This is a genomic window from Ruegeria sp. AA6, assembly GCF_056542865.1.
Genome location: NZ_JBQGAN010000001.1, coordinates 26,583 through 47,650, shown reverse-complemented (window position 1 = coordinate 47,650; position 21,068 = coordinate 26,583). Strand labels below are relative to the sequence as shown.

Annotated in this window: 16 protein-coding genes; 10 read left to right on the top strand and 6 right to left on the bottom strand. The window is 55.1% G+C overall.

Annotated elements, in window-relative coordinates; all coding sequences use genetic code 11:
• Nucleotides 1–63: 63 nt before the first annotated feature.
• Nucleotides 64–525, top strand: a complete 462-nt coding sequence (locus ACR0LN_RS00190; protein WP_480426782.1) for a hypothetical protein — start codon at nucleotides 64–66, stop codon at nucleotides 523–525.
• Nucleotides 526–540: 15 nt separating this feature from the next.
• A complete protein-coding gene (locus tag ACR0LN_RS00185) occupies nucleotides 541–4,959 on the top strand; it encodes a WD40 repeat domain-containing serine/threonine protein kinase (protein WP_480426781.1) in 4,419 nt (1,472 codons plus the stop codon).
• A 49-nt stretch (nucleotides 4,960–5,008) separates the two neighbouring features.
• Here the strand turns inward: ACR0LN_RS00185 and ACR0LN_RS00180 are convergent, their stop codons facing one another.
• Nucleotides 5,009–5,773: a PP2C family protein-serine/threonine phosphatase gene (locus tag ACR0LN_RS00180; protein ID WP_480426780.1), complete on the bottom strand. Its 765-nt coding sequence runs from the start codon at nucleotides 5,771–5,773 to the stop codon at nucleotides 5,009–5,011.
• Nucleotides 5,774–6,138: 365 nt separating this feature from the next.
• On the opposite strand from ACR0LN_RS00180, the gene ACR0LN_RS00175 reads away from it, so the two are divergent.
• Nucleotides 6,139–7,008, top strand: a complete 870-nt coding sequence (locus tag ACR0LN_RS00175) for a bifunctional allantoicase/(S)-ureidoglycine aminohydrolase (protein ID WP_480426778.1) — start codon at nucleotides 6,139–6,141, stop codon at nucleotides 7,006–7,008.
• Nucleotides 7,009–7,035: 27 nt separating this feature from the next.
• Entirely contained in the window at nucleotides 7,036–7,224 is a 189-nt protein-coding gene (locus ACR0LN_RS00170) for a hypothetical protein (RefSeq protein ID WP_480426776.1), read from the top strand.
• Nucleotides 7,225–7,483: 259 nt separating this feature from the next.
• Here the strand turns inward: ACR0LN_RS00170 and ACR0LN_RS00165 are convergent, their stop codons facing one another.
• The 3 genes from ACR0LN_RS00165 to puuE are packed head-to-tail and all read right to left on the bottom strand — an operon-like array spanning nucleotide 7,484 to nucleotide 10,857.
• Nucleotides 7,484–8,908 carry a uracil-xanthine permease family protein gene (locus tag ACR0LN_RS00165; protein ID WP_480426775.1) on the bottom strand — a complete coding sequence of 475 codons (1,425 nt, stop codon included), beginning with the start codon at nucleotides 8,906–8,908 and terminating at the stop codon, nucleotides 7,484–7,486.
• Between the two features lie 54 nt (nucleotides 8,909–8,962).
• Nucleotides 8,963–9,448: an ureidoglycolate lyase gene (locus tag ACR0LN_RS00160; protein ID WP_480426774.1), complete on the bottom strand. Its 486-nt coding sequence runs from the start codon at nucleotides 9,446–9,448 to the stop codon at nucleotides 8,963–8,965.
• Nucleotides 9,445–10,857, bottom strand: coding sequence for an allantoinase PuuE (gene puuE / locus ACR0LN_RS00155; RefSeq protein ID WP_480426773.1), 1,413 nt, complete (start codon nucleotides 10,855–10,857; stop codon nucleotides 9,445–9,447). Before puuE ends, ACR0LN_RS00160 begins: the two co-directional genes overlap by 4 nt.
• Before the next feature lie 147 nt (nucleotides 10,858–11,004).
• Between puuE and uraH the strand changes: the two genes are divergently transcribed.
• Nucleotides 11,005–11,358 (top strand): hydroxyisourate hydrolase, encoded by a 354-nt coding sequence (uraH, locus tag ACR0LN_RS00150; RefSeq protein ID WP_480426772.1) that lies wholly within the window; start codon nucleotides 11,005–11,007, stop codon nucleotides 11,356–11,358.
• A 5-nt stretch (nucleotides 11,359–11,363) separates the two neighbouring features.
• Here uraH and ACR0LN_RS00145 read toward each other — a convergent pair whose 3' ends face one another.
• Complete coding sequence (locus tag ACR0LN_RS00145) at nucleotides 11,364–12,284, bottom strand: LysR family transcriptional regulator (protein ID WP_480426770.1); 921 nt, start codon at nucleotides 12,282–12,284, stop codon at nucleotides 11,364–11,366.
• 101 nt (nucleotides 12,285–12,385) lie between these two features.
• Between ACR0LN_RS00145 and ACR0LN_RS00140 the strand changes: the two genes are divergently transcribed.
• Nucleotides 12,386–13,618 (top strand): urate hydroxylase PuuD, encoded by a 1,233-nt coding sequence (locus ACR0LN_RS00140; RefSeq protein ID WP_480426768.1) that lies wholly within the window; start codon nucleotides 12,386–12,388, stop codon nucleotides 13,616–13,618.
• 67 nt (nucleotides 13,619–13,685) lie between these two features.
• Here ACR0LN_RS00140 and ACR0LN_RS00135 read toward each other — a convergent pair whose 3' ends face one another.
• Complete coding sequence (locus ACR0LN_RS00135) at nucleotides 13,686–14,588, bottom strand: LysR family transcriptional regulator (protein ID WP_480426767.1); 903 nt, start codon at nucleotides 14,586–14,588, stop codon at nucleotides 13,686–13,688.
• Between the two features lie 155 nt (nucleotides 14,589–14,743).
• Between ACR0LN_RS00135 and xdhA the strand changes: the two genes are divergently transcribed.
• The 4 genes from xdhA to ACR0LN_RS00115 are packed head-to-tail and all read left to right on the top strand — an operon-like array spanning nucleotide 14,744 to nucleotide 21,068.
• Nucleotides 14,744–16,207 carry a xanthine dehydrogenase small subunit gene (gene xdhA, locus ACR0LN_RS00130; RefSeq protein ID WP_480426765.1) on the top strand — a complete coding sequence of 488 codons (1,464 nt, stop codon included), beginning with the start codon at nucleotides 14,744–14,746 and terminating at the stop codon, nucleotides 16,205–16,207.
• 15 nt (nucleotides 16,208–16,222) lie between these two features.
• Entirely contained in the window at nucleotides 16,223–18,541 is a 2,319-nt protein-coding gene (gene xdhB, locus ACR0LN_RS00125; RefSeq protein WP_480426764.1) for a xanthine dehydrogenase molybdopterin binding subunit, read from the top strand.
• Nucleotides 18,542–18,544: 3 nt separating this feature from the next.
• A complete protein-coding gene (gene xdhC / locus ACR0LN_RS00120; RefSeq protein WP_480426762.1) occupies nucleotides 18,545–19,423 on the top strand; it encodes a xanthine dehydrogenase accessory protein XdhC in 879 nt (292 codons plus the stop codon).
• A gap of 43 nt (nucleotides 19,424–19,466) precedes the next feature.
• Nucleotides 19,467–21,068, top strand: coding sequence for a xanthine/uracil/vitamin C permease (locus tag ACR0LN_RS00115; RefSeq protein WP_480426761.1), 1,602 nt, complete (start codon nucleotides 19,467–19,469; stop codon nucleotides 21,066–21,068).

Genomic DNA, 21,068 nt, shown 5'->3' with positions numbered 1-21,068 from the left:
ATATTTGTATTTCGTGCTAGGATCACCCTGCAGTGTTGATTTCGACAAGCTCAGGAGGGAAGCATGCAGTTTGTTTTTTTGAACCAATTTTGTCGGGCTGGTTTGATCCTTGGAACTTCCGCATTTCTATCCGGTCTGGAAGCGGCAGCGCAATCGGACATGCCTAACGCCTGCCCTGTGGATGGGTGCGAAGTTCAAATAGTGTCAGTCGAAAAAAATGGTGACGAACTTACAATCACCTACAAAGCAAATTTTAAACCTGACGTCTCGAAAAACCACCTGCACGCCTGGTGGGGGGAAAGTTACGCCGTCGAACAGGTCGGCAGGAACGCTCAGAGTGAGTTTAATGTCGAGCAAGGACGGTGGCATCGGCATGACGATTACCCCACCTATGTGACCAAGGAAGCGGCCTCAACCTCGGCGCGAGACGGGGCCACAACAATGTGCGTCACGGCAGCTGACAGAGACCACAATATTCTGGACGCGACCAAGTATCATTGCGTGGACGTGCAGGAGCACTTTTAAGGTAAGGGACGTGGCATGAGTTTCCCTGCTTTTATAGGTCGCTATGCCGTAGAAAGGGAAATCGCAAGTGGTGGCTTTGCAGCCGTAGTACTGGCGAGGGATGAAGAACTGGAAGTTCCTGTTACGCTTAAGATTCTTCACGCAAATCTCGCCAGCAACGACAAGGTCATCACCCACTTCCTAGAGGAAGCGCGGTTGCTAAGGCGCATTCGATCTCCGCGCGTCGTGTCCGTTCATGATGTCGGTCGGCTGGAGGATGGCCGACCTTACTTTGTCATGGATTATGCAGATCGGGGCACTCTGGCCGAACGCCTGAAGCGATTGGAGCCAGCAGATTTAGCTCAGCGCGATGGTGTGGGCATCTTAATCGACGCGCTGGCCGACGGTCTGACCGCGGTTCACGAAGCAAATGTTGTGCATCGTGACGTCAAACCGGCGAACGTGCTTTTGCAACGCATTAAACGCCAAAAAGACCACGACACTTCAGACACCTTTAGTGCGCTGGTTGAGCCGGACGAAAGAGTATTTCTTGCTGACTTGGGAATCGCGAAAGATATGGCGATTGGCGTGACGGGTGCGACAATGATGGCCGGAACGCCGCTCTATCAAGCGCCTGAACAGGTTGAAAGTGGACAACCCGTAACTCCGATGACCGACGTGTATTCGGCAACTGCGCTTATGTGGCACGTTTTGTCGGGTCGGGCACCACCGCCATTCCATCGCATCTCGGAAAACCTGCCCGGTTTGCCAGAAATGTGGCGTGACTGCATAGAGCATGGAATGGCGCTGGACCCTGAAGCTCGATTTCAGGAAATGGTGTCGTGGCGTAAAGCAATGAACGATGCCCTGGACAGGGATCGGCGAGAAGCGGCGTCCGAGGCAGTAACACAAATTTCAGAGAGACAGGTGGAATGCCCTTACAAGGGGTTGGCGGCCTTTCAACCCGAAGACGCCAGCTATTTTTTTGGCAGGGAAGATCTGGTCGAAGAACTTGTAAGCCGTCTCCAACAAAGCCGAATGCTGGTCCTGGGCGGCTCTTCAGGAAGTGGTAAATCGTCAGTACTACGCGCTGGATTGCTTCCCGCCGTGGCTGCGAACGCAATTCCAGGCAGCGAAAACTGGCGTGTTTGTGTTTTCACACCCGGCCGGGACCCAATGACGGATTTGTATTTCCAACTGATCGGGGACAACTCACATCTTACCGCTCAGGTCTCACTGAATGACTTTATCGCATATCCCAGCGCAGCGCGCCGTCTTGCGACGGCCAATGAAGGTGAACTGCTTGTCTGCATAGACCAATTTGAAGAACTTTTTACCCTGGTCACACAAGAGCGCAGAAAGAAGTTCATAGAAGCACTATCCGCAATGACCGACCCTGCAGATAGTCGAGTGCGAATTGTAATCACAATTCGCGCGGACTTTTACGCCTCTTGCGCGGAAATACCTTGGCTTGCTGATAGGATTTCCGAAAACCAATTGATGGTTGGGCCGATGAACCGCGCGGAGCTTCGCCGCGCGATCAGCGAGCCCGCCCGTGCAGCTGGGCTGCATATGGACAGGTCTTTGATAGATGCAATTGTTGATGATGCGGGCAAAGAAGCTGGCTCTTTGCCCTTAGTGGCGCATTCGCTTTACGAAACCTACATCCGACGCAAGGGTGCAACCATGTCTCTGGACGGTTACCGAGAGGCTGGCGGCGTGGCGGGTGCAATAAGCCAAACAGCGGAAACGCTATTTTCAAACAGTTTTGATGATGACCAGCAAAATGCCACGCAACGATTGTTTTTGCGATTGGTAACACCCGGAGAGGGCACGCCGGATACACGCAGGTTGCTTCCGATAGATGAGGTTGAACAAGACATTGAACCGAATACAACGCGGAAGGTTGTGGAAGCACTGACAGACGCACGCCTTTTGACGGTGGACGAAAACACAGTTCAAATCGCGCATGAAGCCCTTCTTCGGACTTGGCCAAGATTGAACTCATGGATCGAAGATAGCCGAGACGACCTGCGAATGCGTCAACGTATTCAGCATGATGCCGCTGAGTGGGAAAAGGATAACCGCGAACCGGATTTGCTGTATCGCGGAACACGGCTGCTGACTGCGGAAGAGTGGGCGGTGGAAAACGAAAATGAGTTGGGAAGACTTGAACGAGAATTCCTTGGGCTGGCACGCGAGACTCGCGACACAGCTCTGGCGGCATCCGACCAGCGGAAGCGGCGGCGGCGTTTCTACTACAAGGTTGCTGCCGGTGCGCTGACAGTTCTGGCCATAGGGGCGACGGGTGCTTCTATTTTGGCTATTCGTGCCTCCAACCTCGCTGAAAGTAACCGCATGATTGCCGTTGCTGCAACTGCAGAAGCCAACGAGCGGTTTGCGCGTGCGTTAGGTGCGGCCGCGAATGGTCTATCTCAATCAGACCCGCTGCTCGCCCTTTCCCTCAGCACTGAGGCCATCGCGCGTGCCAATTCAGCCGATTCCACTTCGGAAGCCCGTTCTGCAATGCTGTTGGCGCGCCAGAAATTGAGCGAACCAGGCCTTATTCCATTGGGAAGTCCATTGTCGGTCGGAGACGCTCAAACCATGGACCTTGATGCCGACGGGCTAAGAGTGGCTGTTGGTTTGCGAGATGGCCGTATCATGATCCACAGCACCAACTCGGATGAAGGTATTCTGGCTGAATTGGTAGGACACTCGGGGGGGATTCGAGATCTGGAATTCTCGCCGAATGGAAAACTGTTGTTGTCGGCTGCAACTGACGGCGAGGTCCGCTTGTGGGATGTTGGTCCTTCTCGAATTGGTCCGGTCACAACACTGTTTTCCGGTGACGATGTCGCGTTCGGCGTGGCTTTCGATTCACTTAGTAGACGCGCCGCTTCTGCCACCGGAGATGGCACCATACGGCTTTGGGACGTTTCCAACGGGATGCAAATAGGTCCACCCCTCGCGGAACAGCCGCTGGGTTTCAAACGGGTCACTTTTTCCCCGGCTTTGGAAGGTCTGGTGGCAGGAAATGTTGATGGCGCCATTTACGGTTGGGTGGACATTGATGCACGCCCTGCATTCCCCCCAATACCTGGTGGTCCGCTAGGCCCCGACCCGGACCACCTTTCGTTCAGCAATGACGGCAGTTTTTTTGCAGTCTCCCATTCGAACGGAAAAGTCACGACGATTGGATTTCCCTCAGGTCGTCCAATCGTCAATCGCTTTACCCACGCTGAAGTCGTTGTCGCAGCAGCATTTTCCGGCCCCAAAAACGTTCTTATCGGGGCCACAGCGAACGGAACGCTTATTATGGAAGATGCCGATTTATTGCCAATCGGAAACGAGGTTCAAGCGCATAGCCAAAGCATCGTGGATATCGAAACTGCCGCGCAAGTTCCCATCCTGGCCACCCTCGGGCGGGACCAGCAGGTCCGCATTTGGCAGGTCAGTTACGAAACAAGCCGCGACAATACATTGACTTTTGAAGGCGGGGAAAAAGCCCTTGGCATTGCGTACAGTCCCGATGGAAAAAAGATCGCGGTTGGCGATGGCGACGGCAATGTTTGGATATGGGACATGGGACCGACCATGAAACCCATGTTGTTAAGGGGGCACCAAAATCAGGTTTGGGCCGTGGCCTTCTCGCAAGATGGTCGATACCTTTTCACTGGTGATCGCGACGGCAATATCCGGATCTGGGACCCAACTTCCTTGCAGCTAAAAGTAGAAATCAACTTGGGGCAAACGCCGATCTGGAACATCGCGCCTACCACGTCATCGTTGTTCTTTGTGGCCGCAGGGAATGGAGTTCACAGAATTGACGCAGCTGACACAAGTGTAGTCCAGACGATAGGGCTGCCTGAAACAGTCATAAACCGAGTAACCATTTCTCCGGATGAATCCAGACTTGCGGCAGCTTCCTCCAACGGAAAGGTCTACATATGGAATATTGGGCAAAATGAGTTGGAAAAAATGGTAGACGCTGACGACAACACGCTGTGGAGTGTTGCGTTTTCGACTGACAACTCGAAAGTTGCATCAGCCTCAAGCGACGAGGTGGTAAAAGTCTGGGATGTGGAAAGCGGCGAAGAACTGGCTTCATACGGTGGACACAAGGGCGGTGCCACGGATATTGCCTTCTTGGCGGATGACGCGACTTTGGTTGCAGTCGACAGATCAGGAGAGTTGCACTGGTGGGACACTGTGGCAAACCGACGGCTCATGCCTGTTCAGAAAGTGCACACAGCCCCCAGTTGGAGAATTGCACTGGCACCAGATGGTCAGTCCTTTGCGACCACAAGTGAAGAGGGCGTGACCCGCGTTTGGGACAGATTGAACTTGGAGATTGCCTGTGCACTGGGCAACCCGACTTTCGACAGTGAGAGACGAATACAGTATTTAGGCAGTCAGAAGCCAGCAACCAGTTGCGATGCCTTCCGCGAGTAGTCGGTGTTCGCTCATGAAAATGCCGCTGAGCTTGGGTAGGTGTGACCCGTCATGAGGAACGCTCGGACTCATGAGGCCCATCGGTTTCCACCGACATCACAATGATAGAAACATTGTCGGGGGCTCCCTGTGCAAGTGTCGCATCAAGCAGTCGCCCAACGGCCATTTCATCTGATTGAGACAAAATTTGCTCGATATATGCAATCGGAACGACGTCCGTCAGGCCGTCACTGCAAATCAAGTATTTCTCGCCATTGCACGCGGGCTCAATACCTGAATGTGGGTCAATATCATGGAAATGTGGTGTTCCCCCAAGGGACTGGGACAACGCTGGTTTCACCAAGCTCGACATGGGTGTCTCTGAAGCGAGATCATCGACGCTTAGCTGGAGCAAAGTCTTATTTCGAAAACGAAAGACTTTACTATCGCCCACGTTGAACCAGATCAGGGTGTCTGAGAGGCACACCACGCCAGCCACGGTCGTACCCATACCTTCCAATTGTGAGTTTCCTGCCGCCAAATCATACAATGTGCGATTTGCAGCTCTTAAGAAATCAACAAGTTCGTTTGGGCGCTTTAGCGGCGATTCAATTGACAGAAATGTATTTGCAACCATTTCACTCGCATATTCACCGGCACGATGACCGCCCAACCCGTCAGCAATCAGGGCGAGTTGGCCAGTAGGCTCGGAAAACTCAAACCTGTGGGGCACGGACATTGATCGCTGCTGTTTCCAGTCTCCCGCCAAGATGCAGTCCTGATTTGAAGGACGAGTGCTGCCGGTGTTTGTAATGGCCGATCCAGAAATCTTCATATTTGTGTCAAACCGAACTCAAACTACTGTTGTGTGGCATTCAAGAAATGCGACCGAAATTAGAGAGCATTGGTACACCCAATTGTATCCTAAAACAGTGCCGTCCGACAAACTCTGAACCCAGAGCAACCAGACCAGCAGTGTTGTTTTTTGGATGCGTAGACCGCGCCACTTGATGGGGCGAAAGTGCGTGCCAGCTTGCAAGCCCCTGCCCGCCACAAGGCAAGCCCTTCTGAAACGACCCTCTTTTCATTTGCGAAGTTCGGATTTTTCAAATCTTCCTTAATAGAGCTGTCACATTTTTGCGGGTGGTTCGCGCTCATTACTCGGCACATATTTAAGGCACAAAACTTGTAGGAGTGTACATGAGCACCAAGTATTTCGCACCGCGCGGAGGGCATCCCGGACAGGAACAACTGCTGACTGATCGTGCAGTTTTTACTGACGCTTATGCAGTGATCCCAAAGGGCACAATGCGGGATATTGTGACAAGCTTTCTGCCATTTTGGAACGACACACGCTTGTGGGTAATCTCTCGTCCGCTAAGTGGTTTTGCCGAGACCTTTTCGCAGTATATTATGGAGGTTCAGCCCGGTGGCGGTTCTGACCGGCCCGAGCTAGACCCCGAGGCCGAAGGTGTGCTTTTCGTTGTTGAAGGTACAGCAACCCTAAGTGTTGAAGGCCAGACCCACGAACTGACACCCGGCGGCTATGCCTATTTGCCCCCTGAAAGTGAATGGACGCTACACAATCATGCAGATGAAACGCTGCGATTCCATTGGATTCGAAAGGCTTACGAAGCGGTAAAGGGATTGGACACGCCCGATGTTCTAATCCTAAACGAAAATGACATCGCGCCAACACCTATGCCCGGAACAGACGGCAAATGGGCGACAACGCGTTTCGTCGATCCAAGTGACATGCGCCATGACATGCACGTGACAATCGTGACCTTCGAGCCTGGTGCCGTTATTCCATTTCTTGAAACCCATGTCATGGAGCACGGCCTCTACGTTCTGGAAGGAAAAGCTGTTTACCGGCTGAACAATGACTGGGTCGAAGTTGAGGCTGGCGACTACATGTGGCTCCGCGCGTTTTGCCCACAGGCATGCTATGCAGGTGGCCCCGGTAAGTTCCGTTACCTGCTGTACAAAGATGTGAACCGGCACATGGCTCTACGGCCGGGACCGTCTGCCTATCCGCAGCATAGAAGCCTAAGGAATGCGGCGGAGTAACAGTTCCACCCTTAACGAACTTCACTGATGAGCCGCTTCCATAACGAGGCGGCTCAATTGTTCATACTCGGACTCACTGATCCGGCTGGCGGGGTCGGAAACCGCTTCTCGATTGACGTCGAAAAAGTAATTTGCACGATCGGCAACGGCCTCCAAACAACCTTCCAACTTGCGGCAGCGTCGGAGCTGCAAGTCTTTGAAAAGGTCATCGGCTAGAATTGTCATCCTTGGATGCTGCCCGATATCTAAAATGTCGCCAATGAAGCGATCAAACCAAATGTTAAGGCAGAAGCAGATGTGTTGACCTCAATCACTCCGGCATTTGCGTGGTCGCTAATGGAAGGCCACGTTGCCCTTGCAACCAATGTCGTCTGCATGGGAAAAGTCACTATTGAGAGACAAGTCGTGGAAGCGGCGCGCAATAGCACGCCGCCGTCTATTTCTGGGCCAAAATCAGCAGCATCGCCTACCAACATTAGACGTGATCGTCATGCCCTATCGAGCCAAGGCCATGGCCTGCCATACCCCCGGAAACTTCTTCTGTTGCTTCGTCCGAAAGTTCCTCGGGCAACACCAGATTCAAGATAATTGCGATGACTGCGGCGGGCAGAATGCCCGATGTAGCTAGAACTTTTAAGGTACCTGGCAGGTATTGGAGCGCACCGGGCTCCAGCTGCAAACCCAAACCGAGGCTCAGGGAAATTGCAAAGATCACCATGTTGCGCCGGTTCCAGTTAACATCCGACAGCATTGAGACACCCGCCGCGACCACCATGCCAAACATAACGATTACCCCACCGCCAAGTACTTCAATCGGGATGGACGAAATAATCGCGCCTATTTTTGGAATGAGACCGCACACAATAAGGAAGAGTGCACCGATCGTCACGACCATGCGGCTCATAACACCGGTCATGGCAATCAGGCCAACGTTCTGGCTGAAGGACGTGTTCGGCAATGCACCAAAGAAGCCTGAGATTGCGGTACCGATACCATCCGCATAAGTCGCGCCCTGTATTTCCTTGTCGGTTGCCTCACGCCCGGCGCCGCCTTTGGTGATACCGGACACGTCCCCCACCGTTTCAACGGCAGAAACAAAGGACATGGCACAGAAACCAATGATGGCCGCGACCGAGAATTCAAGGCCGAAATGCAGTGGGTTCGGAAGCGCGAAGGATGCCGCACGACCAACGTTGCCCAGGTTTACCTCACCAAGTACGAACGCCACTGCGTAGCCGACCAACAGTCCGATCAGAACCGCCGACACCGATAGCATGCCCCGCGCAAAGAACTTGAGGCCCAGCGTAACCACAATCACGGTGCCAGCCATGAACCAGTTCAGGCCAGAACCATATTCTTCGGTGCCGATGGCCGGCACACCCCCTGCCGCATACTGAACGCCAACCTTTACAAGCGCCAGACCGATCATAGTCACGACCAAGCCCGTAACCAGAGGCGGAAGCGCAAAGCGCAGCCGACCGATGAACAGCCCGAGAAAGGCATGAAACAGACCACCAACGACAATGCCGCCCATCAGGACGGCAATGGCGTCTACGCCCTTTCCGACCACCAACGGGATCATGATCGGGATAAAGGCAAAAGACGTCCCCTGCACGATGGGCAGCCGGGCACCGACAGGCCCCACTCCAATGGATTGGAACAGTGTGGCCACGCCCGCAAAGAACATCGACATCTGGATCATATAGATCATCTGCGGAAAGTCGGGGCTGTTCGAGCCAAATCCAAAACCGGCAGCGCCACACACGATGATGGCCGGGGTGACGTTTGAAACGAACATCGCCAGCACATGCTGAATACCCAGCGGTACCGCTTTTACGAGTGGTGGCGAATAATTCGGATCGCGGAGCTGCTCCGGCGTTCCGATGGATGCATCTGACATTGTGTCTTTCCTCCCTTGAAAAACGGCAACCGGCTCCTCTTCCGGCAACGTTCCTCATTCTGTGATAGTGATAGGCTCTTCGAACCAGTGCTCTTCGAGGTTGGGCCCGGTTCCTATTCGATCCACCACCGCAAAAAGTCCGGGCGCATGAAGCGGGGTTAGCACCCCGTGCCAGGTGTTGCGGTGATAATTCACGCCCTGCCCCGGCGCTGTTTTGAATGCGATGGGATCGCCAGGCGTTCCGTTTAAATCGGGGGCCACGACCACAACAAAGGGCTTGTCCGACAGAGGCAGAAACGCCTGACTTCCATCCGGATGACGTTCGACCATTTCCAGTTTGATCGGCAGGCTGAATCCCTCGGACTGAAACACGCTGATCCCGGCGCGCCCGTCGTGGAAATCCAGCGTGGCGCGGTCGTGATACCGCGCGCACTTTCCCTGATTGATGTATTTGTCCACGTCGCCAGCCACCTCGATGACATCGCCAAACGGGGCAAAGGCCTCGGACGTCAGTGGGCGGAGTTTCAATTGCGCTGTCATTCAGCAAACTTCTCAATCAAACGCAATTCAGCGATCCGCTCGACTTGACGACACGCCTCGGCAAATTCTGTGTCTCGGTCACAGTCAATGCGGCGGCGAAAGGCTTCGAGAATGCTGGCCTTGGTGTTGTCCTTGACGGCAATGATGAAAGGAAAGCCAAACTTGGTTGTATACGCCTCATTCAACCCAGTGAATGTAGCGCGCTCATCGTCTGTCAGCATGTCCAGACCGGCGCCAGCCTGTTCGGCCGTGCTTTCCTTAGTCAAACGACCTGCCGATGCCAGTTTGCCTGCCAGATCCGGGTGTGCGGTCAGAACGCCAAGACGTTGCTCTGGCGTAGCCGACCGGAATACTCTTGCCAGCGCGCTGTGAACGCCAGCGGCATTGTCATGTGTAGGCCCGAGCTCCAGATCGAACGCACCTTCAGCAATCCACGGGCTATGCTCAAATATCCCGCCAAATTCGGAAACAAAGGTTGACCGGTTCATTTCGGAAGGGGTTAGCCGTTGCATCGGCGGGTGCTCCTGTACCCAGTGATCGGCAATCTGTTCGCGTGTCGCGAACCAGACACCGTCGTGTTTCATAAAGTGTTCCAATGCGCGTTTAAGCGCCATGGCGCGCCCCGGACGACCAATCAATCGACAATGCAATCCAATCGAAAGCATCTTGGGCGCTCCGGCCTCACCCTCGGCATAAAGCATGTCGAAGCTGTCCTTCAGATAGCTTTCGAATTGTTCGCCATTGGTGTAGCCGGCTTGAATCGCAAAACGCATGTCGTTGCAATCCATTGTGTATGGCAAGATCAATTGGTCCTTGCCCCCAGCCTTTGTCCAATAGGGCAAGTCATCGGCATAACTGTCCGCGATATAAGCGAAGTCGCCTTCCTCAGCCGCAATGTCGACCGTGTTCATCGAACAGCGGCCTGTGTACCAACCACGTGGCGGGTTACCGGTGACTTCTTTGTGCAATTGGATCGCTGCGCGGATCTGAGCACGTTCTTCTTCGGGGTCCATGTCCTTGTGCTCGATCCATTTCAGACCGTGGCTTGCGATCTCCCACCCGGCCTGTTTCATCGCCGCAACCTGTTGTGGTGCACGCGCCAATGCAGTTGCAACGCCGTAGACGGTCACGGGTATGTCCTGCAATAAGTTGTACACCCGCCAGAACCCTGCCCGGCTGCCATACTCGTATATGGACTCCATATTCCAATGCCTCTGCCCCGGCCAAGGGGCTGCACCCGTGATTTCAGACAAAAAAGCCTCAGAGGCCGAGTCGCCGTGCAAAATATTGTTTTCGCCACCTTCTTCGTAGTTCAGTACGATCTGAACTGCGATCTTCGCCCCATTTGGCCAGTTCGCCACGGGCATTTGCCCGCCATAGCCTGTCATGTCTCTCGGATAACGCGTCACGTCTCTTTCCTTATTCCTGAGATAATGAATAACCCAGATAATCACCGATGTTTTTCAAAAAATACACGAAGGAGCCTTTGGGCAGGCGACCTTTGCCTCTTGAGAAGAAATCAGATTAAAACCTTGAAAACTTGAGGAGTGGCACAAATGACTGGATATCTTACAACCCACGTTCTGGATACGGCTTGTGGACGTCCCGCCGAAGGATTGAAAATCGAACTTTTTCGCATTGAAGGCGCAGAGCGCACATTGCTAAAAACCTTGGTTACAAATGAAGATGGCCGCACCAACGAACAAATCCTGCCCGAGGCCGAATTTGCCTTGGGTGAATACGAATTGATCTTCTACGCCGGAGACTACCTCGACGCCTCTGGGACTCCGCCTGAAGACCCACGATTTCTGGACGTTATCCCGATCCGTTTTGGGATGTCCGAACACTCGCACTACCACGTGCCGCTACTTCTTTCCCCCTTTGGTTACGCGACGTATCGCGGCAGCTGAACGCCCTAACGAGACGTATTTGTCGCGGCAATTGTTGATCCGATGCGATCTATCATGAATTCCATGAACAGACGCGTTTTGGGATCCTGCATACGTCGGTGCGTAAACAGACAAGCCATTTGAATCGGTTCCGGAGGCGTTTCTTCAGCCACCGGGATCAATGATCCTGCCTTAAGATGTTGGGCGATCTCAAAAATCGGTTTTAAGGCGATGCCGTGACCCGCTAAGGCCCAGTCGGTCAGAACGTCTCCGTCGTCCGACTCGTAGCGTCCAGTGACGCGAAATCGCTTTGGTCCTTCTTGCGTTCTCAACAACCACTGGAATTCAGTCGCACCCGGAAAGCGCAAATTCAGGCATTCATGTGCATCGGTAATGATGTCGTCGCCGCTTGCAGGCATCCCATGTTTCTTGATGTATTTCGGGGAAGCGCAAAGCACTCTTTCAACGTCTGCAATTTTTCGAATTCGTAAATTACTGTCCTCTGGCTGACCGAGAAAAAAAGCCAGATCCAAGCCTTCGGTAGTTAGATCCACCTTCCGGTCTGTCAGCCGTAGGCGAACGTTAACCTCAGGGTATTCTGCAAGAAACTTCGGCACTTGTGGCGCAATCAATCGCCTACCAACTCCCAATGGTGCTGCAACGTAAAGTGAACCCTTTAGGTTTTCGGTAATGTTGACGATTTGAGCTTCGGCCCGTTCGACCGCTTCAAGAATCTCTGCAGCCCCCCGATAGAAAGATTTTCCTTGCTCTGTCGGAGTAAGGCTGCGCGTCGTGCGTTGAAACAACCGGACACCAAGATGTTCTTCCAACTGGGAGATTCGAGCCGAAGTTACCGCTGGTGAGACGCGCAAATCCCGCCCTGCGGCGGACATACTGCCCAATTCGTAAACGCGAACAAACGTGCGGATATTATCAAAGTACGACATTTTTTTGCATTTTTTGATACTGCTTGGTCTTTCGTAGCAATACCAGAGGAAAACTCTATCGCATAGGGTGCCTGGAAACTTAGAATCTTAGGAGCAATGCCATGTACGACCTGGCCGTTATTTGGGAGTGGATCGCCTTTTCGGTTCGCTGGTTGCATGTGATCACAGCTATGGCGTGGATTGGCGCGTCATTCTATTTTATCGCGCTCGACCTCATGCTGAAGCCGAACTCTGCTCTGCCGGATGGCGCCTATGGCGAAGAATGGGAAGTGCACGGAGGCGGGTTCTATCACACAGTCAAATATCTGGTGGCACCCGCCCGGATGCCTGAGCATCTGACCTGGCACAAATGGCAAAGTTACACGACGTGGCTTTCTGGTGCGGCGTTGCTGATGATCATCTACTGGGTCGGTGGCGAGCTGTTCCTGCTCGACCCAACCAAAGTGGACCTCGCGCTGTGGCAGGGTATCCTGATCTCGGGCGGATCACTGACCATCGGTTGGCTTCTTTACGATCAGATGTGCAAATCGAAACTGAGCGATCACCCGACCGTGCTGATGCTGTTGTTGTTCGTGATCCTTGTGCTCATGTCCTGGGGCTACAACCAGATATTCACAGGCCGTGCCGCGCTTTTGCATCTGGGTGCTTTTACCGCGACGATCATGACCGCCAACGTGTTCTTCCAGATCATGCCAAACCAGCGGATCGTGGTCGAAGACCTCAAGGCCGGTCGGACGCCCGACGCCAAATACGGGAAAATCGCCAAGGTCCGCTCGACGCACAACAACTACCTCACTCTGCCGGTCGTGTTCCTGATGTTGTCGAACCATTACCCACTGGCCTTTGGAACAGAATACTCGTGGATCATCGCCAGCCTGATCTTTCTGACAGGCGTGACCATCCGGCACTATTTCAACACGATGCACGCAACCGGTAAGGGCCCGCACTGGACCTGGGGCGTCACCGTTATTCTCATGGTAGTGATCGCCTGGCTGTCTTCGGTCAGGACTGGCGAGACATGGGAGGACGCCGAAGCACGGGAGCTGACGCCATACGAGCAGAAATATGCGTCGGCTGCCGGTTTTGAGGCAGCTTACGACACCGTTCTTGGCAATTGTTCCATGTGCCATGCGCGCGAACCGGTTTACGGCACCATGAAATGGGCCCCGAAAAAGGTTTATCTCGAAACACCCGGTGATGTTGCCCGACAGGCCGACCAGATTTATCTGCAAGCCGGGATCAGCCACGCAATGCCGCCGCCATCGGCAGTTCAAATGGATGAAGAGGCACGCCAGACAATCATCGCATGGGTGCGTGAGGTTCGGGATCAATAAGCGCACGCCAGAATGTTGCGGCTTGTAAACTGGGCTATTACGCCCAGTTTTTTTGTTCCCATGACGACTAAGCGAAAAACCGTTTGCTGTGCTGCGCAATATGTTCGACGAACAAACGCACCTTTGGGTCCTGAAGCTTTTTGTGCGGGTAAAGACACCCAAAAATCGTTGGTAACGGCGGCGTCTTGGGCAGAACCTCGACCAGCCGACCATTCTCAAGATACTCCCGAACATCGAAGCGCGGCTTGTTGACGATCCCTCTGCCCGCCAAGGCCCAATCGGTCAGCACGTCACCATCATCGGCATCGTACTTGCCCCGGACCTCAAGCTTTCGCGGCCCCATATCCGTGCGGAGTGTCCAGTAATATTCAGGCGATCTGGGATAGCGCAACAACAGACAGTTATGAGGGGTGTGCAGCAGGTCATCCGGTGTCGTGGGCACACCGAATTGCGACAGGTAATCCGGCGAGGCGCACAACACACGATCACAATCCGCAAATTTTCGCAGTTTCATAGTGGAGTCTCCGGGCTCTCCTATGAAAAACACGATATCCAGACCGTCCGCCATGATGTCCACTTTGCGGTCAGACAGGCGCATGCGAATCTCTGTTTCCGGATAACGATCCGAGAATTCCGGCACCAGAGGCGCAACGATTCTCCGCCCGACCCCAAGCGGCGCGGTGATGCGAATTGCGCCTCTGGGCGCGTCTGAAAAGCTGGCAACACGCGCTTCGGCGTGATCAAGCGCCAACAGAACCGCCTTGGCCTCATCATAGAATACTGTTCCAACCTCGGTCGGTGTCATCGACCTTGTTGTTCGGTTGAACAGACGCACACCCAGATGGTTCTCCAGCTCTTTCAACCGTTTGCTGGCCACTGCCGGGGTCAATCGCAGGTCACGCCCCCCGGACGTTATGCTGCCCAGCTCCATGACCCTGACAAAGACCCGCAGGCTTTCGATGTACGACATTCAATCCTCCCGACACGGAAAGACTGCGTTATAGCCCATTCTTTTTCAACGTTCTGTTGAAAGTATTTGCCGTTTCTGGCGATTTTAAGACTCAATCGTTGCTTCTATGGTCCCGTCGACCACCCACCATACGGCAGGTGTAGAGGGAGAATACCATGACGCATCGTACCGACATCCGCTTTGTCCTGAATGGCAGGGATGTGTCCCTTCCCAGCGTCGCAGCTGATCAGACACTTCTGGATTTCCTGCGTTTAGAGCGTCGCCTGACAGGAACGAAAGAAGGCTGCGCCGAAGGCGATTGCGGCGCGTGTACCGTGCTTGTCGGTCGGCTCGGCAAAGCTGGCCTGACCTATGTTCCTGTGAACGCGTGTATTCGGTTCCTCGCGTCCGTCGACGGATGCCATGTCGTGACGGTTGAACACCTGTCAGGGCCCGACGGTCGTTTGCACCCGGTGCAACAGGCCATGATCGACCATCACGGCAGCCAGTGCGGATTTTGCACGCCGGGTTTCGTCATGGCGCTTTATGCCCTTTGGATGCAAACACCCGAGCCAACCGAGACGCAGGTTGAAACCGCACTGCAGGGCAACCTGTGCCGCTGCACCGGGTACGAGCCGATCATCCGCGCCGCCGTCGCCGTCAGCCGTTACGGCACCCCTGCATCAGATCACCTGAACACCGAGCGTGAAACCATGACCGCGCGTCTGGCCGCCCTCACAGACGGACGGCGCGTGGTGTCGGGACCAGAAGGCAATCTGAGCATCATCCCCTCCAGCGTGGATGACCTGGCCGAATGCCTGCAGACCTATCCCAGCGCCACAATTGTGGCCGGGGCCACAGACGTAGGCCTTTGGGTCACCAAATTCCTGCGTAACATCGGGCCTGCGATTTTCACAGGCCATCTCGAAGATCTCAAAACTGTTGAAAGACAGGGTTCCCTCCTCCTGATCGGTGCGGGCGCCAGCTACACCGATTGTCAGGAACTCCTGTCCGAGCACTTGCCACACCTGTCCTCTTACTGGGATCGCATCGCAGGGTGGCAGGTGCGGAATATGGGAACCGTCGGCGGGAACATCGCCAACGGCTCCCCTATCGGAGACACGCCGCCGGTTCTTATCGCGCTTGGAGCGGAGATCACGCTGCGTCGTGGTTCCGAAAGCCGGACCCTGCCTCTCGGGGACTTTTTCATAGACTACGGCAAGCAAGACCGCCAACCCGATGAGTTCGTAGAAAGCATCAGCGTCCCCCTGCCCGGACCCAACGATCTGGACGCCGCGTATAAGATTTCCAAACGGCGAGACGAGGATATCTCTTCTGTGGCTGCCGGCATTCACATGACGGTCACCGACGGCGTAATTAGCAACGCCCGCATCGCGTTCGGTGGCATGGCCGCTACACCCAAACGTGGCTCTGCTGCCGAGGCCGCGCTCAATGGTCAACCTTGGGCGCGCGAAAGTTTCGAAGCTGCCGCCATGGCACTGGCCGAGGACTTCAAACCCCTCACCGATTGGCGTGCGTCTTCCGACTATCGAATGCTGACAGCCCAAAACCTGCTGCGTCGGTTGTTCCTTGAAAACGACGCCCAGACCGACAGTCCCGTTCAACTGGCTTGCGCCTAATCAGGAGACGAAACAATGAAAGACAACGTTTCCATCATTGGGACGGCCCATACCAACGTTAACCACGACAGCGCGATCAAGCATGTCACCGGACGGGCCGACTACACCGACGATATCGCTCAGCCAGAAGGCACCTTGCACGCCTATCTCGGGGTCTCTGACGTCGCGCATGCAAAACTGTTGGGGATTGATTTCACTGACGTTCTGGTAACGCCCGGAGTTGTCGGCGTTCTGACCGCTGACGACGTGCCGGGAGCCAATGATATCAGCCCGACACATCTGAATGACGAACCGGTTTTCCCGACCGAGTCCATCCAATTCCATGGTCAGCCATTGTTTGCGGTGGTTGCCGAGACCCGCGACATCGCGCGCCGCGCCGCGGAACTGGCGAAGATTGAATACGAAGCCCTTCCCCACGCGCTGGACCCGATTGCAGCCCAAGAAGCCGGATACCCATATGTCACCGCGCCATTGAAATTGGAGCGCGGGGACGTCGCCCCGGCGCAGACATCCTCCCCCAACCGGATCATAGGTCGGATGAGCGTTGGTGGCCAGGATCATATGTATCTCGAAGGGCACATCGCGTTTGCCATTCCGGGCGAAGACGACGATGTGGTCGTGCATTGCTCTACCCAGCACCCATCCGAGGCGCAGCATATGGTGGCGCATGTTCTTGGGGTGCCGTCCAACGCCGTTGTGGTCAATGTGCGCCGCATGGGTGGCGGATTTGGCGGCAAGGAAAGCCAGATGAACCTGTTCTGCGCCGTTGCGGCAATCGCCGCAAAAAAGTGGAACCGCGCCGTGAAAATCCGCCCCGACCGGGATCAGGACATGACGGCGACCGGAAAACGCCATGACTTCGTGATCGATTACGATGTCGCCTTTGACGACGATGGCCGCATTCAGGCCGTCGAAGGCAGCTTTGCGGCGCGTTGCGGGTTCTCGGCGGACTTGTCTGGCCCCGTGACCGACCGTGCCCTGTTCCACGCGGACAACGCCTATTTCTATCCGAACGTGCGACTGAACAGCCATCCGATGAAGACCAACACGGTGTCCAATACTGCGTTCCGAGGATTTGGGGGGCCGCAAGGTGTGATTGCCGCAGAACGGATGATCGAAGAAATAGCCTATGCCACGGGACAAGACCCGCTGGATGTGCGTAAGGCGAATTTCTACGGCTCCGAGGGCCGCAACCTGACCCCGTATCATCAGGAGGTCGAAGACAACATCCTCGACCGTCTGATCGGCGAGCTGGAAGACACGTCCGAGTACCGCCAGCGCCGGAAGGACATCATCGAATACAACAAGACGTCTCCGATCCTAAAAAAGGGAATCGCGCTGACACCCGTCAAATTCGGCATTTCCTTCACCGCAACCTGGTACAATCAGGCTGGCGCGCTGGTGCATGTCTATAATGATGGCTCGATCCATCTGAACCACGGCGGCACCGAAATGGGCCAAGGGCTCAACACTAAGGTTGCGCAGGTCGTGGCCGAGGCTTTTCAGGTGGATTTCAGCCGGATCAAGATCACCAAGACAACGACTGAGAAAGTTCCCAACACCTCGGCCACCGCGGCCTCCAGCGGGACCGATCTGAATGGTATGGCAGCGTTAAACGCAGTCGAACAGATCAAAGAACGTCTGGTGAAATTTGCAACCGAGACCTGGGATGTCGCCCCTGAGGAAGTCGCCTTTCACGCCAATCAGGTTTATATCGGTCAGGAAGTGCTGTCGTTTGATGCGTTCATCAAGAAGGCCTATCTGGCGCGCGTTCAGCTGTCGGCTGCCGGGTTCTACAAAACTCCGAAAATCCACTGGGATCGCGCAAAGGGTCAGGGCCGCCCGTTCTATTATTACGCATATGGCGCATCGTGTTCCGAGGTGACGATTGACACCCTAACCGGTGAATACCGGGTGGAGCGCACGGATATTCTGCACGACGTTGGCCGCTCGCTAAACCCGGTACTCGACAAGGGTCAGGTCGAAGGCGCGTTTATTCAGGGCATGGGGTGGCTGACAACCGAGGAGCTTTGGTGGGACGATGCCGGCCGCCTGCGCACGCACGCTCCGTCGACGTACAAGATTCCTCTGGCATCAGACCGTCCTCGTGTTTTCAACGTGAACCTTGCCGATTGGTCAGAAAACCGCGAGTTGACGATCAAACGCTCCAAGGCTGTCGGTGAGCCACCATTCATGCTGGGCATCTCGGTATTCGAAGCGCTGTCGATGGCGGTCGCCTCAGTCGCGGATTATCGGGTATGCCCGCGCCTTGACGCGCCAGCCACGCCTGAGCGTGTGCTGATGGCGGTTGCACGACTGCAGGAAAGTTCCTGAGCAATGGCTACCCCGGATTCCCTGAACGAATTTCTGTTCTCACAACGTTGCGTGGTCCAAGTCGTCCTTACTCGCGTGCGCGGGTCGTCACCGCGCAATGAGGGGACAGAGATGTTCGTTGCCCCAAAGGCGCTTTGGGGAACCATCGGTGGCGGGCAATTGGAGTTCATGGCCATCAATGCCGCGCGCGACATGCTGCGTGACGGTGCGCTGCATCAGGATCTGGATGTGCCTCTTGGCCCCGAAATCGGGCAATGCTGTGGGGGTCGGGTCGAGCTGAAACTGACCCGTATGCGTGTGTCAGACAAATGGGCGGCAACGGAACGCGCAGCCAAGCGCGACGAAGCCTTGCCGCATGTATACGTCATGGGCGCAGGCCATGTCGGACGGGCCTTGGCCAATCAGTTTCAACACCTGCCAGTGCGCTGCATCCTCGTGGACACTCGGGCTGACGAAATCGAGCTTTGCACCGCAAATGTCGAAACCCGGGTCAGCGCCATTCCAGAGGCAGACATCTGGGGCGCCCCTGCGGGCAGCGCCTATATCGTTCTGACCCATGACCACGGGCTGGATTTCCTGCTGACATCTGCAGCATTGGAACGTCAGGACGCCGCTTACGTGGGAATGATCGGCTCAGCCACCAAGCGGATAAAGCTTAGAAACTGGTCGCACAAGAACTGTGACGGACAGTCTATCGAACATTTGAATTGCCCCATTGGGGCAAGCGGTAGCCGCGATAAGCGGCCCAGCGTCATCGCCGCCTTCGTGGTGGCAGAAGTGATGGCTGAATTGACCTCTGAAACTGCCGCGACCGCCCTGACCGGGGCAAACCAAGCGCCCCTAGCGGGCCACCATCGCGACCGGAAAGGGAGATCAGCCTGACAAACGTCGGGCTATTCCGGTCAAATCAGAGGAGGAGACCGTCATGGACGGGAGGACCTACGAATACAAGCTGTTTACCCGCAGCGATTTCAGCGCATTCTGGGCGCTATTTACCGATAACCTTGTAAACTTGCTGATCCTTTCCGGGGTTTGCCAGTTCGTGTTTCAGATGCCCGCGGACATCGTTTTTGGCCGCATCGTCCCCGGTGCAGCCATCGCGATTTTGGCCGGCGTAGCTGTTTACACCTACCTCGCCAAATGGGCGGCAACCGCTCAAGGTAAAGACGTGACCGCATTGCCTTACGGCATTTCAACACCGGTTATGTTCGTTTACTTGTTTGGTGTGATCGGGCCTATCTACTGGGCGACCAACGACCCGATGCATGCATGGCAAGTGGGTATTGGTGCCGGGTTCATGGGCGGTATCGTTGCTGCTCTGGGTTCCGTGGTCGGACCATATCTTAAGCGGATCACGCCACGCGCAGGGATGCTGGGAACGCTTTGCGGTATTGCACTGGTCTTCATCGGTTCCGTGCCACTTGCTGAGGTTTTCGAGAACCCAATAATCGGTTTCACGTCGCTGCTGTTTATCCTTTGGGGTCTGATCGGTCGTTTCCGCCTTCCGCGCAATGTACCTGCAGGCCTTGTCGCGATTGCTGCCGGGACCGTGATCGCCCTTGTCCTTGGTGAATCCAAAATCGACGTGAGTGGCATCGGCTTCTATCCGCCAATCCCGTACATCGGTGACCTCATCGCGGGCGTTCAGTACCTGTTCGCAAACCCTGAACTGTTCCTGGTCCTGATACCCGTACAAATCTACAACTTCATCGAAACGATGAACAATGTGGAATCTGCCGAAGCAGCAGGTGACCATTACCCCGTTGGACTCTGCCAGGTAACGGACGGTGCAGGCACGATGCTGGGTGCGCTCTTTGGCTCGCCCTTCCCGACAACCGTTTACATCGGCCACCCAGCCTACAAGCGTCTTGATGCACATGCCGGGTACATTGTCGGTGTGGCGGTCGTAATTGCTGCGGCTGCTTTCCTCGGCTTCCTGTCTTTTCTTGCAGGTCTGATCCCGATCGCTGCTGCCGCACCTGTGCTGGTCTTTGTCTCGGTAAGCCTGATCACCAATACGGCCTGGGCCGTGAAGCCGATGCATATGGCTGCGGTATCCTTCGCGATCCTGCCCCACATTTCGGCCTTTCTGATGGTCAAATGGGGTTCGCTGATGAATGCGTTGCGCAACACCGGTGTCGAAGGTTTGCCCTCTCTGGGTGATGAGGGACTGACCGCAGCGCTTCTCATGGAAGGTGCCCATTACGAGGGACACCTAGCCCTGAGTCAGGGTGCGATTATAACGGGTCTGATATGGGGTGCCATTGTGGCCGATGTGATCGACGGTCGCTTTCGGATGGCAGCGGTGTTTGGTCTCGCAGGCGGTCTGATGTCTTCTGTCGGCATCATTCACTCCTACACGCTGCAGATGCCTCAGTTCGACGGGATCACAATCGGCTACCTGATTGTCGGCGCTTTCCTCTACATCTACCCGGTTCTCGCACCGAAAGAGGATCTTGAGCATCGCGTGATCGTGCCGGATGAGCCTGATCTCATCGACGACGACTCGCCTGCTCAACAGGCCTAA

What these genes read in the sequence shown, in the direction of transcription:
- ACR0LN_RS00185 (WP_480426781.1), top strand. Translation starts at nt 541, where the DNA reads ATGAGTTTCCCTGCTTTTATAGGTCGCTATGCCGTAGAAAGGGAAATC.
- ACR0LN_RS00175 (WP_480426778.1), top strand. Translation starts at nt 6,139, where the DNA reads ATGAGCACCAAGTATTTCGCACCGCGCGGAGGGCATCCCGGACAGGAA.
- xdhA (WP_480426765.1), top strand. Translation starts at nt 14,744, where the DNA reads ATGACGCATCGTACCGACATCCGCTTTGTCCTGAATGGCAGGGATGTG.
- ACR0LN_RS00170 (WP_480426776.1), top strand. Translation starts at nt 7,036, where the DNA reads ATGAGCCGCTTCCATAACGAGGCGGCTCAATTGTTCATACTCGGACTC.
- ACR0LN_RS00115 (WP_480426761.1), top strand. Translation starts at nt 19,467, where the DNA reads ATGGACGGGAGGACCTACGAATACAAGCTGTTTACCCGCAGCGATTTC.
- xdhB (WP_480426764.1), top strand. Translation starts at nt 16,223, where the DNA reads ATGAAAGACAACGTTTCCATCATTGGGACGGCCCATACCAACGTTAAC.
- ACR0LN_RS00165 (WP_480426775.1), bottom strand. Translation starts at nt 8,908, where the DNA reads ATGTCAGATGCATCCATCGGAACGCCGGAGCAGCTCCGCGATCCGAAT.
- ACR0LN_RS00160 (WP_480426774.1), bottom strand. Translation starts at nt 9,448, where the DNA reads ATGACAGCGCAATTGAAACTCCGCCCACTGACGTCCGAGGCCTTTGCC.
- ACR0LN_RS00180 (WP_480426780.1), bottom strand. Translation starts at nt 5,773, where the DNA reads ATGAAGATTTCTGGATCGGCCATTACAAACACCGGCAGCACTCGTCCT.
- ACR0LN_RS00140 (WP_480426768.1), top strand. Translation starts at nt 12,386, where the DNA reads ATGTACGACCTGGCCGTTATTTGGGAGTGGATCGCCTTTTCGGTTCGC.
- uraH (WP_480426772.1), top strand. Translation starts at nt 11,005, where the DNA reads ATGACTGGATATCTTACAACCCACGTTCTGGATACGGCTTGTGGACGT.
- xdhC (WP_480426762.1), top strand. Translation starts at nt 18,545, where the DNA reads ATGGCTACCCCGGATTCCCTGAACGAATTTCTGTTCTCACAACGTTGC.
- ACR0LN_RS00135 (WP_480426767.1), bottom strand. Translation starts at nt 14,588, where the DNA reads ATGTCGTACATCGAAAGCCTGCGGGTCTTTGTCAGGGTCATGGAGCTG.
- ACR0LN_RS00145 (WP_480426770.1), bottom strand. Translation starts at nt 12,284, where the DNA reads ATGTCGTACTTTGATAATATCCGCACGTTTGTTCGCGTTTACGAATTG.
- ACR0LN_RS00190 (WP_480426782.1), top strand. Translation starts at nt 64, where the DNA reads ATGCAGTTTGTTTTTTTGAACCAATTTTGTCGGGCTGGTTTGATCCTT.